Origin of the sequence: Halomonas sp. H33-56, assembly GCF_040147035.1 — a bacterium.
GTDB lineage: Bacteria > Pseudomonadota > Gammaproteobacteria > Pseudomonadales > Halomonadaceae > Halomonas > Halomonas litopenaei.
This window is the reverse complement of sequence record NZ_JAMSHP010000001.1, coordinates 2,506,818-2,518,401: the sequence shown is the minus strand read 5'-3', so window position 1 is coordinate 2,518,401 and position 11,584 is coordinate 2,506,818. Positions and strand designations below refer to the sequence as shown.

The window sequence follows — 11,584 nt, the reverse complement described above, 5'->3', positions numbered from 1 at the left end:
AAGGAATGCCCGCTGAAGCAAATAACGTGAGGGTTAACGCCGAAAACGATGTGGAACCACTGACGTTTCCGGGGAGGAATGCCGGTGGGGGCGAGCCGAGCAGGCGCGTGAGGAAAAGAGGAAAAAGCGGCCTGTGCCGGCGGTCGATCGACATTGGCCGGCACAGGGAAGGCGGGAAGGTCACATCGACATGGGCGTCGATGTCGGTGCGGATGGCGAAGCGACGTTACACCCGACGTGGTTGTCCAAAGGGGCGCCAGGCGCGACGTACCGGTTGTACCCCCGGGAAGTGGTGTTCGACCTGACGCAGGCACAGCGTCAGCACGATGGTCAGCAGCAGATAGACGGCGGCGATCAGCAGCAGTGGTTCGTAGGTCAGGAAGGTCTCGTCGCGAATGATGTTGGCCGCCTGGAGCAGATCCATCATGGCGATGGTCGAGACCAGCGGGATCGACTTCAGCAGCAGGATCATCTCGCCGGTGAGGGTGGGCAGACACAACTGTACCGCGCGGGGTAGCCACAGACGCCAGAATACCTGGAACGGGTTGAGGCCGAAGGCCCGCCCGGCCTCGCGCTCGCCTGGCGGTACGCTGAGCAGGGCGCCGCGCAGGATCTCGCCGCTGTAGGCGCCGACCGAGAGGGTGAAGGTAAGGGTGGCGTAGAAGAACGGGTCGCGCAGCAAGCCCCAGAAGATGCTGTCCTGGATGCCGGGGATGCCTTCCAGCAGCCGACCCACCCCGTAGTAGAAGAAGAACAGCTGCACCAGCAATGGGGTGCCGCGAATGACCGAGGTCACCGCCGTGGCCGTCCAGGCCAGCGGTCGGGGGCCCCTGATGCGTGCCATGGCCATGCCGATGGCCAGGGTGAGGCCGGCGATGGCCGATACCAGCAGCAGCCACAGGGTATTGATCAGGCCTTCGATGAGGTATTCCTGATAGAAAGGGTCGCTCAACCAGCTGAAGTCCATGTCAGGTCTCCCGGGGCTGGAGGTGAGAATGGGGCTGGCCGCGTTTGACACGCCGTGAACGTCCAAAGGGCGCAATGAAATGACACCAGCGCATATCAGGTCTCCCGGGGCTGAAGGTGAGAGTGGGGCTGGCCGCGTTTGACACGCCGTGAACGACCAAAGGGCGCAGTGAAATGACACCAGCGCATATCAGGTCTCCTGACTCTGGGGTTGTCCACGCCTGACCCGGCGCTCGATCAGCGCGAAGACCAGGTTGGACGACAGCGTCATCATCAGATAGAGCACGCCGGCGGCAGCGTAGAACAGAAAATGCGCACGGGTGCTGGCGGCGGCCTGTTGGATGGTGAAGAACAGTTCGCTGTAGCCGATCACGCTGATCAGGGCGGTGTCCTTGATCAGGATCAGCCAGAGGTTCGACATCCCTGGCAGGGCGTTGGGCAGCATCGCCGGCAGGGTGATGTGGAGAAAGCGTGCCCAGGGGGAAAAGCCGAAGGCGTCGGCGGCCTCGAGCTGGCCCTTGGGGATGGCCGAGATGGCGCCGCGGAAAACCTCTGTCATGTAGGCGCCCTGGACGAAGGCCAGCACCCCCACGGCGGTGACGAAGCCGTTGATGGCGACCTGCCCGGGCAGGCCCAGGGCGTTGGTCAGGGCGGTCAGCGCCTGGGAGCCGGCGTAGTAAAGCAGGATGATCAGCAGAAGCTCCGGCACCGCACGCACGCCGGTGGAATAAGCGCCGCCGATTCCGCGCAGCCAGGCGTGTCGGGACAGCCGGCAGGCGGCACCGACAAAGCCAAGCAGCACGCCGATGGCGTAGGCCAGGCAGGCGATCTGCAGGGTGGTGAGGGCGCCGTCGAGGATCGGTCCGGCCCAGTCGGCCAGCCCCTCCTGAGAAGCGTTGTTCATGGGGCATTCTCGTCGTGGGTGAAAGTCGCGATGGCAGCGGGCCTGGTGCGCATCCGGCGTCTGTTGCCGGCGTTCGACCAGGCCACGGCCTCAGGCAGAAGCGTCGTTCACACGAGCGCAGACATTTTCGTACAAGCCCTAGCCCACGCAGACGTCGGTGCCGAAGTAGCGCTCGGACAGCTCGCTGCAGATGCCCTGCTGATTGACCGCCTCGATGGCGGCGTTGACGTCCTCGGTCAGGGCGTCGTCCTCCTGGCGCAGGCCGATGCCGACGCCTTCACCGTAGGCCTCGTGGTGCGGCGCCGTGGCCTTGATCTCGAAGTCCGCGGCTTCATCGCGTTCGACCAGCTCGGTCATGGCGATCTCGTCGGCCAGGATCAGGTCCAGGCGGCCGGAGAGCAGGTCGCGATTGACCTGTTCGGCCTGGTCGTACAGACGGATGTCGACGCCGCTATCGCGAAGGGCGCGACGGGCGTAGGTGGCGTTGGTGGTGGCGCTCTGCACCCCCAGCACCTTGCCGTCCAGGCCCTCGGGCGGCTCGATGTCCAGTGAGCGGGCGGCGACGTAGGCACCGGGGGTGAAGTAGTAGGGCGAGCTGAAGTCGATGACCCGCAGGCGCTTCTCGGTGATCGACATGGAGTTCATGATCATGTCGATGCGTCCGGCCTTGAGCGAGGGGATGATACCGTTCCAGCCGGTCGGGGTGATCTCGCACTCACGGCCCATCTGGTCGCAGATGGCCGATGCCAGTTCCACCTCGAAACCGGTCCAGTCACCGTCGGAGGAGGTGTAGGTGAAGGGCGGATAGGGTTCGGCGGAGATGCCGATCTTGAGGGGCTCGCCAGCGTCCTGGTTGGCTGCCTGGTCGGTCGCATGGGCGCTGCCGATGGTGGCGGCGCCGAGGGTCGTGGCGAGCGCGACGCCCAGGGCAAGGCGACGAGCGAGGTCGGCTGACGGGCGCAGGGGATGGGATACGGTCATGGGAACTCCTGGTTGTTGTGTGACTGGCAGTCAAGCTGCGGGGGCGATGAAGCGCCGGCAGCGTTCGTTGTCGCTGTGTTCGAAGATGCGCTCGGGGGGGCCGGCTTCGCCGACGACGCCGCGGTCGAGAAACACGATCTGGTCGGATACCTCCCGGGCGAAGGCCATCTCGTGGGTCACCATCAGCATGGTGCGCCCCTCGTCGGCCAGGCCGCGGATGACCCCTAGCACCTCGTTGACCCTCTCCGGGTCCAGCGCCGAGGTAGGCTCGTCGAACAGCAGGATCTCGGGCTCCATGGCCAGCGCTCGGGCGATGGCCACGCGCTGCTGCTGGCCACCGGAGAGAAACGCCGGGTAGGCGTCGGCACGCTCGGCCATGCCGACGCGCTCCAGATAGTGGGCGGCCAGGGCGTTGGCCTTCCTGCGTGAGATTCCCTTGACCCGCACCGGGGCCTCGCTGACGTTGCCGAGCACGGTCAGGTGCGGCCAGAGGTTGAACTGCTGGAATACCATGGAGACCTTGCCGCGCAGGCGTTGCAGCTGATGGCGACTGAGCGGCATGTCGGTGTGGCTGCTGCGGGGACCCTGCTCGGTGAAGCGGATGCGTTCATCGGCGATGGACAGGCTGCCCTGCTGGGGCCGCTCCAGCAGGTTCATGCAGCGCAGCAGGGTGCTCTTGCCGGAGCCACTGGCGCCGATGATGGTGGTCACGGTGCCTTCGGCGACGCTCAGGGAGACGTCGCGCAGCACGCTGGTGTCCCCGTAGCGCTTGACGAGGTGACGAGCCTCGACCACGGGGGAGGTGGGTCTCAAGTCGTCGCTGGTGGTGACGGATGGTGGCATAGGCGACTCAGGGGCTGGTGACAAGACAGGCATCGGCAAACTCACGAAGCCGTGTTGCGGCGCGACTCAGGCGCTCCGGGGGCTGGGTCAGGCTCAGCCTCACAAAGCCAGCCGCCGAGGGGCCGAAGGCCTCACCGGACAGCACCGAGATGCCGCATTCGTCGAGCAGGCCATCGGCGAACTCGGCCGATGACAGACCAGTGGAGCGGATGTCGACCATCACGAACATGCCGGCGTCCGGGCAGATCGCCTTGACCGAGTCGGCACCGTCTAGGGCGTGGCAGACGCTGTCGCGGCGTTCACGGTAGGCGGCGTGCATGGTGGCAAGCTCGGGGAGGTCGCTGTCGAGCGCGGTGATCGCCGCGTCCTGGATAAAGTCCGGGCAGCCGTACAGCATGCACAGCGCCAGATTGTCCAGGTGCTCGATCAGCGCCTCGGGCGCGACCACCCAGCCCAGCCGCCAGCCGGTCATGGCGTGGGACTTGGACAGGCTCGAGATCACCACACTGCGATTGGCCATGTCGGGCAACGCCAGCGGGCTGTGGTGCTCGCCCTCGAAGATCAGCTCGGCGTAGACCTCGTCGGAGATCAGCCACAGGTCATGGCGGTGGCACAGCTCGGCGATCTGCTCCCACTGCTGCCGGGTCATCGACTGGCCGGTGGGGTTGTGGGGGCTGTTGAGCAGGATCGCCCGGGTGTTGTCGGTGATCGCGGCGGCGATATCGGCCACGTCGAGTCGGAAGCCGGCCTCTGGCCGCAGCGGCACTCGGGCCAGTCGTGCACCGGTCGACTGGATCACCGCCTCGTAGGTGACGTAGCTCGGCTCCGGCACGATCACCTCGTCACCAGGGTCGAGCAGGCATTGGGCGGTGGCGTAGAGCCCGCACTGGGCGCCGGCCATCACGATCAGTCGCTCGGGGGACACCTCGACACCCTGATGGCGACTATAGTGGCGGCTGATGGCTTCGCGCAGCTCACCCTTGCCCTGGACGTCGGCATAGTGGGTCGCGCCGCGGTCGAGGCTTTGCTTGGCCGCCTCGATGATCGGGGCGGGGGTGGTGAAGTCGGGATCGCCCACCGACAGTACGGTGATGTCTTCACCGCTGGCCTGGCGCTTCAGCGCACGCACATGGATGTCCCAGGCGGCGGCGCCTTCGCCGGCGATGCGTTGGGTCAGGGCGGAGACTTTCATGGTGCAGGGTCCTTGTTGTCGGAAGCGGCGGGAGCGTCGATGCCGAGGCGGCGCAGTTCCGCCCGCCAGGCAAGCTCGGTGCCCTGGGGGCTCGCGGCCCAGTCGTCGTACTGGCGGGCGACCTTTTCGCAAAGCTCAGGACTGGCGCTGACCAGCGCCGCCCCGGTGGCCTGGGCCGCGAGCTGGGCCTGGCAGGAGCGCTCCAGGTCGCGCATGCGCAGAAAGGCGTCGCCGACGCTTTCGCCGACCACCAGCAGGCCGTGCTGGCGCAGGATCATGCTCATGTGCTCGCCGAGGTCACGTACCAGCCGTTCACGCTCGGCCAGGTCGAGGGCGATGCCCTCGTAGTCGTGATAGCCGATGCGCCGATAGAACTGCATCGCCCACTGGTTCAGTGGCGCGAGGCCCTGCTCGAGGCAGGACACGGCGACCCCGGCGACGCTGTGGGAGTGCAGTACACAGTGGGCGTCGGGACGCGCCGCGTGGATGGCGCTGTGGATGGTGAAGCCGGCCGGGTTGATGCCGAGGCCGGTGGGATCGTCGAGCACCTGGCCGTGCTCGTCGACAGTCACCAGAGAGTCGGCGGTGATCTCCTCGAAGCGCAGACCGAAGGCATTGAGCAGGAAGCGCCCCGGGGCGACTCGCGCCGAGATATGGGTCGAGATGCCGTCATCCATGCCATCCATGGCCATCAGCCGGTAGGCGGCGGCCAGGTCGCGGCGGATGCGCTGCTGGCGGCTGTCTTCGCTCACAGGCTCGCCTCCAGGGCGGCCAGGGCGTCATCGCCGTCGCGGGTGGTGACGCCTTCGAGGAAGGCAGCGCGCTTGACGGGATGCTGCTCGAGCCACTCTCGGGCAACCTCGTCGAGGTCACGCTCCTCGAGGCTGAAGGCCTTGATGAACTCGCTCTGCTCATGCGCGCTGAACACGAACTGGTCGAGCAGTCGGGTCAGGTTGGGATTGGCCTCGGCGAACTCGCTGGCGACGATGGTCTTGACGTCGCTGCGGCCGTTGTCGGGGCCGAACACGCCTTCGCTGTCGTCGAGAATGTGCACGTCGTACTCGGGGATCATCCAGTGAGGCGTCCAGCCGTAGAAGACGATCCAGCGTTGTTCGTTCACCGCCGCCTTGACTTCGCTGAGCATGCCGGGGGTCGAGGAGGACATGACCTCCCAGTCACCGAGCCCGTGGGCGTCGCTGTCGATGGCGGCGTGGATGAAGTCGGTCACGGTGGAGCCGCTTTCGATCGAGTAGAAGGTGTGCTCGAAACGCTCGGCGTTCTGCGCCTCGCCCAACTGGGAAGCGTCGGTGATACCGGCCTCGGCCACGTAGCCGGGCACGGCGAATCCCATGCGCGCGCCGGTCACGTTGTTGCCCAGATCGACGATGGCGTCCGCCGCCATGGCGGCGTCGTAGCTTTCCTGCTGGGCCGGCAGCCAGCCGGCCAGAAAGGCGTCGCTGTCGCCGGTGGTCAGGGTCTTGTAGCCCACAGTGGAGCTGAGCTCCTGGCGTTCGACCTGGTAGCCCAGGGGCGCGACGAGCTGCGCCAGGATCTCGCTCTTGACGGTGACCCCGGGCCAGGGCGGGACGACCAGGCTCAGCTCATCGTCGCGGTCAGCGGCCTGGGCGGAGGCGGCGGCAAGGCCGAGGGCGGCTGCCAGGGCGATGGAACGGGGCTTGTGCGAGAAACATCGAGTCACGGGGAACTCCTTCGTTATTTTATGGATGCATAACTGATGCATAACTGATGCAAAAGTGATGCAGGGTCGGGACGCCGTCGATCCGCTCGGCGCAGGCGTCCTGCCTCAGTGTTCGATCCTGCGGCACCAGGCCAGGGCGTCGATCTCGACGATCAGCGGTGAGCCGGCATCATTCAGGCTTGAAAGCGCCGACGCCAGGTCGTCGGCGCTGGCGGCCTGACGATAGCGGCAGTCGAAGGCCTGGGCGAGGGCGGCGAAGTCCGGGGGAGCCAGATCGACACCCACGTGAGCCACACCGTCGGCGCTCATGTAACGGCGTATCTCGTCGTAGCCGTCGTTGTTCCAGATCAGGATCGCCAAGGGCCTGGCCAGGGCGGTGTCGGCGCAGGCCGCATCGCTCGAATCACGGTCGATTGCCCCCTGCTCGGCACGAGCGCGGTCGGCCTCCAGGGCGATATCCCGGGCGGTGGCAAGCTCTCCCAGCACGAACTGCAGGCCGCCGTCGCCGACCAGCGCCACCACCGGCAGATCCGGTCGTGCCAGCCCCGCGCCCAGGGCCGCAGGCAGGCCGTAGCCCAGGGTGCCGAAGCCGGTGGCGGCGTTGAACCAGCGACGTGGCGCCGGGCGCCTGGCCACCACGTTGCCGGCGTACACCGGGCCGGTGGAGTCGCCGACGATGATCGCCTCGGGCAGCACCTCGTCGAGGGTGGCAAACAGCGGCCGATACCGCGCGAGCTCCGGGTCATCGGCGAGGGCCAGCTCGTGGCGCACGCGCTCGCAGCGCTCGCGACCGACTTCTCGTTGCGGCCGGCCTTCATCTTCGCCGCGTTCCAGTGCGACCAGCAGGGCCTCGGCGGTCAGCCCGATATCGGCCACCAGGGCCAGGTCGGCGATGTGACTGCGCGCCAGCTGCTCGGCGTCCAGATCGACCCGGATCAGGCTGCCCTCGAGCTTGAAACCGTCGTCGAACACCAGGTCGTAGTCGGTTTCGCCGAGTTCGGTGCCAAGGGCCAGGATGACGTCGGCCTGCCGGGCCAGTCGGCGTGTCGCCGGCAGGCTGGCGGTGGCGCCCAGGTCCAGCGGATGGTCGGCACCGAGCAGCCCGCGGGCATTGATGGTGGTCAGGGTGGGGGCGTCCAGGTGTTCGACCAGGGCGGTGACGCTGGTGGCGGCGGCGCAGGCGCCACCTCCCACCAGTACCAGCGGGCGCTGTGCCTCGCCCAGCAGTCGGCTGGCGGCCGCGACGGCCTGGGGCGCCGGCGCCGGGGGAAAGACGCGCATCGCCGGAGGCATCGGTGCCTTGACCGGGGCGGCGAACAGATCGATGGGGATCTCGATATGCACCGGCCCCGGGCGTGCGCCCTGGAACACGGCGAAGGCGCGGGCCAGTACTTCGGGCAGCGCCTCGGGATCGAGCAGGGTGTGGCTGAAGCGCGCCACCCCGGCCAGGGTCTGGCCCTGGTGGGGCATCTCGTGGAGACGGCCCTGGCCGCGCCCAAGCGTCGACACGGTATTGACGCTGGAAATCACCAGCATCGGCACCGAATCGGCCAGCGCCTGGCCCATGGCGGTGGCGATATTGGTCATGCCCGGGCCCGTGATGATAAAGCAGGCGGCGGGGCGCCCGCTGGCCCGGGCGTAGCCGTCGGCCATGAAACCGGCGCCCTGTTCGTGGCGTGGCGTGACATGGCGAAGTCGCGAATGCTCAAGGCCCCGGTACAGCTCGACGGTGTGCACGCCGGGAATGCCGAAGACGGTGTCGATCCCCTGGGCCTCGAGCAGCTCGATCAGGCGCTGGGCGCAGGTAGTCATCGGCAGGCCTCCTGGGCATTCGCCTTGGGCTCGGGGCTCGAGTCGCTATCCTCCACCACGCTCGGCAGGCCGCCGAAGGGTTCGCGGCCCATGACGTTTTCGATCATCGGCAGGAAGGCGCCCAGGGGCAGGGTGTCGTAGTCGGGGTCGAAGCTGGTCTGGTCCCAGTCGTCGCAGAAGCGCACCGTGCGGGCGTAGGCCGGGTGGTCGCGATAGGCCTCACGGGCGTGGCGATCCTGGCCGAAGAAGTGGCGGTAGTGGTAGCCCTGAAACAGCTCGTGGTGACGGATCATCCAGACATTGAGCGGGTCGACGAAAGGCTCGAGGATGGCGGCGGCGATCTCGGCGTGATTGGCCGGGGCCAGGTCGTCGCCGATGTCGTGGAGCAGGGCACAGACCACGGTCTCTTCATCGGCGCCGTCACGCAGCGCGCGGGTGGCGGTCTGCAGACAGTGCTCGTAGCGGTCCACCGGGTAGCCGTGGGTGTCGCCCTTGAGTCGCTCCAGGTGGGCGAGTACACGACGGCAGGCGTCGCTCTGGTAGGCACGAAAGTGCCGGTCGATCAGGCGCCACTCTTCGGCGGTGCTCTGGTCAAAGCGCGCGAAGCGGGCCTGGGTCAGTGCGAGATCGCTGGTGCTCATGCGCTGGCCCCCTGGGTGGTTCGTGCGAGGTTGTCGGCGGCACCGGCTTCCGAGTCGTGTGCGGGCTTGAGCCGATCCTTCAGCAACAGGCGTCGACTGGCGGTGCTGTCGCGATCCACGTAGCCCTGGCGCAGGTGGCGTACGCCGCCTTCGAGCTGGAAGGCGGTACGCCCGTGCAGCAGGCGGTAGTTGTCCATGATCAGCATCTCGCCAGGGGACAGCTTGAGTTCGAGGGTAAGCTCGGACGAGCGAATCAGTTGGTAGAAGGCCTTGCGGGCGGCGTAGTAGCGACGCAGCAGGGCGCTGTCCATCAGGTCGATACGCTCGGTGCGGTTGGAGTAGCGTACCCGCGTCACCTCGCCCCGGGCGTCGAGCTCGATCAGCGGACCTTCGCTCTCCAGACGGGTGGTCTCGTCGTGGTAGCGAAAGCGCGGGGTCACCTCGGTCAGGCAGGCGAAGGCGTCGGGATCCTGCTGACGCAGGCGTCGAGCGGCCTCGAAGCCGTCCACCAGGGTGCTGTCGCCACCATCGGCGGCGTTGGTCAGACAGTGCAGCCAGATGTAACCGGGGATCGGATCGCGATAGGGGTTGTCGGTGTGCGGCTCGAGGCCACGCTGGGTCATGGTCAGGTCGTAGGCGTTGGCCACCGACTTGACGTCGGCGATGCCGCCCCAGTTGGTCCGGCGCAGCGGGCCGATACGGTCGATCAGCGGCTGCATGCCGTCTTCGCTGACCGGTACATCCGTGACGCGCACGAAACCGAAGCGATGTAGCTGGTCGAGCAGATCGAGCAGCGCCGGATCGCTTTCCAGTGCTTGCTCGAAGCTGGCCTTCGGGGGTGTGGCGAGCGTCGAGTCCCAATACACCCGTGAGGCGTTGTCATCCAAGCGCTGGCAGCGCACGGCATCCTCGAGCTCGTCGATCGTGATGCTGCCTCGATGGCCATCGGAGAAGGCCACGACCAGCCGCTCATCCTGGACGTCTGCCTGGGTGAGGGTCAGATCCAGCGGTAGTTCGGCGGCCTCGATCAGACGCTGCCCGGTCTGGGGGTCCAGGGTCTCGGCATCGGGCAGGCGTTCGCGCAGCCACAAGGCATCAAGACGGTGATGCCCTTCACCAAGGGTCAGCGCCAGTTGGCGGCCGTCATCGGTCAGTTGCGGGGGCGTCTGCTGGGTCATCGTCGAGGCTCTCTCCGGATTCGATCGGTCTGGCGTTGTAAAAGGTTCACCAGGTCGAGGAAGGGCGGTTCGACACCTGGCGTCGCTGTCTGGGCTAAAGGTTACTGTGCTATTTGGGATACAATTTGATCAAATTCGCCATAGGATTGATAAAATTCGCCCCATGTCGGACGTTGATCACCACCTGCACAGTGACGTAGACAGCCACGCCAACAGCCACGCCAACCGCCGTGCCAACCGCTCGGAAGACAGCGAGGCCCGCTGGCCCGACAGCCATCCCTATCCGCGTCCGGACTCGCCGCCGCTGTTGTCGCCCGACCAGGCCGAACACACCCTGGACGTGTGGCTGGTGCCCAAGTTTTCGATGCTGACGCTGTTCTGCCTGCTCGAGCCGCTCCGGGTGGCCAACCGTTTTGGTCGGGATCTGTTTGCCTGGCGCCTGCTGTCCGCCGATGGCGAGGCGGTGACGGCCAGCAATGGCGTACGCATCGACGTCGATGGACGTCTATCGGAGGTTACCGAGGCCGACTGGTACCAGGGGCTGGCGTCCAAGGGGCGTCTGATGGTGGTGTCGTCCTATGAGCCGGAAGCCTGTATCGGTGCCGAGGATCTGGCGCTGCTCAAGCGACTGGCGGCCCATGGCGTCTGGCTTGGGGGGGTGGACACCGCCCCCTTTATCCTGGCCAGGGCGGGCGTACTGGAGGGCTATCCGGTGGCGCTGCACTGGGAAAGCGTGCCGGCCTTTCGCGAGGAGTTCCCTGAGCTGGAAGTGCGAGCGGACAGCTACGTCTGGGAAGGCGGACGTCTCACCGGCTCCGGCGGCGCCGCCAGCATCGACATGATGCTCGAGTGGATCGTGACCCTTTATGGTCCTTCGCTGGCCGAGGCGGTGGGGCGACAGATCGTGCATTCGCGGCCAGCGGAGGCGAGGGGAGCCGCAACATCGCAGCAAGCAGCAGGGAGGGCTGGGGCCAGCACCGGCTGGGTAGCGGATCGGGCTTCGCCCAGGGAGCTGCCGCGTGGGGTGCTGCGCGCACTGGCGGTAATGGAGGCCAATCTCGCCCAGGCGCTGCCGATTCCCGACGTCTGTCGTCTGGCGGGCCTGTCCCAGCGCCAGTTGACCCGGCTATTCGTGCAGGAGTTCGGCGAGACGCCCAAGCAGTGCTATCTGAACATGCGGCTGGACCAGGCCCAGCGCATTCTGGCCGACAGTCGCATTGCGGTGACCGAGGCCGCGGTGGCGGTGGGCTTCAGCCACCTGGCGCACTTCTCCAGGGCCTACCGCAAGCGCTTTGGCGAGGCGCCGAGCGTGACCGCCCGGCGTGGGCTGCGGCCACCGGCGTCGGCGGAAGGCTAGCCGGTGGCCTT

Annotated in this window: 11 protein-coding genes; 1 reads left to right on the top strand and 10 read right to left on the bottom strand. The window is 67.0% G+C overall.

The features are described from left to right. Nucleotides 1–226: 226 nt before the first annotated feature. The 10 genes from NFH98_RS10665 to tmpA form a co-directional block, all read right to left on the bottom strand. Nucleotides 227–967 (bottom strand): ABC transporter permease, encoded by a 741-nt coding sequence (locus NFH98_RS10665; RefSeq protein ID WP_213227996.1) that lies wholly within the window; start codon nt 965–967, stop codon nt 227–229. A 189-nt stretch (nt 968–1,156) separates the two neighbouring features. Further along, entirely contained in the window at nt 1,157–1,870 is a 714-nt protein-coding gene (locus NFH98_RS10660) for an ABC transporter permease (protein WP_045994541.1), read from the bottom strand. 138 nt (nt 1,871–2,008) lie between these two features. Next, entirely contained in the window at nt 2,009–2,851 is an 843-nt protein-coding gene (locus NFH98_RS10655) for a transporter substrate-binding domain-containing protein (RefSeq protein WP_349622662.1), read from the bottom strand. Nucleotides 2,852–2,881: 30 nt separating this feature from the next. Continuing rightward, complete coding sequence (locus NFH98_RS10650) at nt 2,882–3,694, bottom strand: amino acid ABC transporter ATP-binding protein (RefSeq protein ID WP_045994543.1); 813 nt, start codon at nt 3,692–3,694, stop codon at nt 2,882–2,884. 7 nt (nt 3,695–3,701) lie between these two features. Next, nucleotides 3,702–4,886: a pyridoxal phosphate-dependent aminotransferase gene (locus tag NFH98_RS10645; RefSeq protein WP_349622661.1), complete on the bottom strand. Its 1,185-nt coding sequence runs from the start codon at nt 4,884–4,886 to the stop codon at nt 3,702–3,704. After that, the gene (locus tag NFH98_RS10640) at nt 4,883–5,638 is read right to left on the bottom strand and encodes a class II aldolase/adducin family protein (protein WP_349622660.1); all 756 of its coding nucleotides are present in this window, start codon (nt 5,636–5,638) and stop codon (nt 4,883–4,885) included. Before NFH98_RS10640 ends, NFH98_RS10645 begins: the two co-directional genes overlap by 4 nt. Beyond that, on the bottom strand, nt 5,635–6,585 hold the full coding sequence (locus NFH98_RS10635; protein WP_502878740.1) for an ABC transporter substrate-binding protein: 951 nt from the start codon (nt 6,583–6,585) through the stop codon (nt 5,635–5,637). The genes NFH98_RS10640 and NFH98_RS10635 overlap by 4 nt, the downstream gene beginning before the upstream one ends. 105 nt (nt 6,586–6,690) lie before the next feature. Then, nucleotides 6,691–8,397 carry a 5-guanidino-2-oxopentanoate decarboxylase gene (locus tag NFH98_RS10630; RefSeq protein WP_349622659.1) on the bottom strand — a complete coding sequence of 569 codons (1,707 nt, stop codon included), beginning with the start codon at nt 8,395–8,397 and terminating at the stop codon, nt 6,691–6,693. Then, entirely contained in the window at nt 8,394–9,017 is a 624-nt protein-coding gene (locus NFH98_RS10625; protein ID WP_071211152.1) for an HD domain-containing protein, read from the bottom strand. Before NFH98_RS10625 ends, NFH98_RS10630 begins: the two co-directional genes overlap by 4 nt. 17 nt (nt 9,018–9,034) lie before the next feature. After that, entirely contained in the window at nt 9,035–10,216 is a 1,182-nt protein-coding gene (tmpA, locus tag NFH98_RS10620; protein WP_349622658.1) for a 2-trimethylaminoethylphosphonate dioxygenase, read from the bottom strand. A gap of 163 nt (nt 10,217–10,379) precedes the next feature. On the opposite strand from tmpA, the gene NFH98_RS10615 reads away from it, so the two are divergent. Continuing rightward, nucleotides 10,380–11,573 (top strand): GlxA family transcriptional regulator, encoded by a 1,194-nt coding sequence (locus tag NFH98_RS10615; protein WP_349622657.1) that lies wholly within the window; start codon nt 10,380–10,382, stop codon nt 11,571–11,573. The last annotated feature ends 11 nt before the right edge of the window (nt 11,574–11,584 follow it).

What these genes read in the sequence shown, in the direction of transcription:
- tmpA (WP_349622658.1), bottom strand. Translation starts at nt 10,216, where the DNA reads ATGACCCAGCAGACGCCCCCGCAACTGACCGATGACGGCCGCCAACTG.
- NFH98_RS10630 (WP_349622659.1), bottom strand. Translation starts at nt 8,397, where the DNA reads ATGACTACCTGCGCCCAGCGCCTGATCGAGCTGCTCGAGGCCCAGGGG.
- NFH98_RS10645 (WP_349622661.1), bottom strand. Translation starts at nt 4,886, where the DNA reads ATGAAAGTCTCCGCCCTGACCCAACGCATCGCCGGCGAAGGCGCCGCC.
- NFH98_RS10665 (WP_213227996.1), bottom strand. Translation starts at nt 967, where the DNA reads ATGGACTTCAGCTGGTTGAGCGACCCTTTCTATCAGGAATACCTCATC.
- NFH98_RS10655 (WP_349622662.1), bottom strand. Translation starts at nt 2,851, where the DNA reads ATGACCGTATCCCATCCCCTGCGCCCGTCAGCCGACCTCGCTCGTCGC.
- NFH98_RS10615 (WP_349622657.1), top strand. Translation starts at nt 10,380, where the DNA reads ATGTCGGACGTTGATCACCACCTGCACAGTGACGTAGACAGCCACGCC.
- NFH98_RS10660 (WP_045994541.1), bottom strand. Translation starts at nt 1,870, where the DNA reads ATGAACAACGCTTCTCAGGAGGGGCTGGCCGACTGGGCCGGACCGATC.
- NFH98_RS10650 (WP_045994543.1), bottom strand. Translation starts at nt 3,694, where the DNA reads ATGCCACCATCCGTCACCACCAGCGACGACTTGAGACCCACCTCCCCC.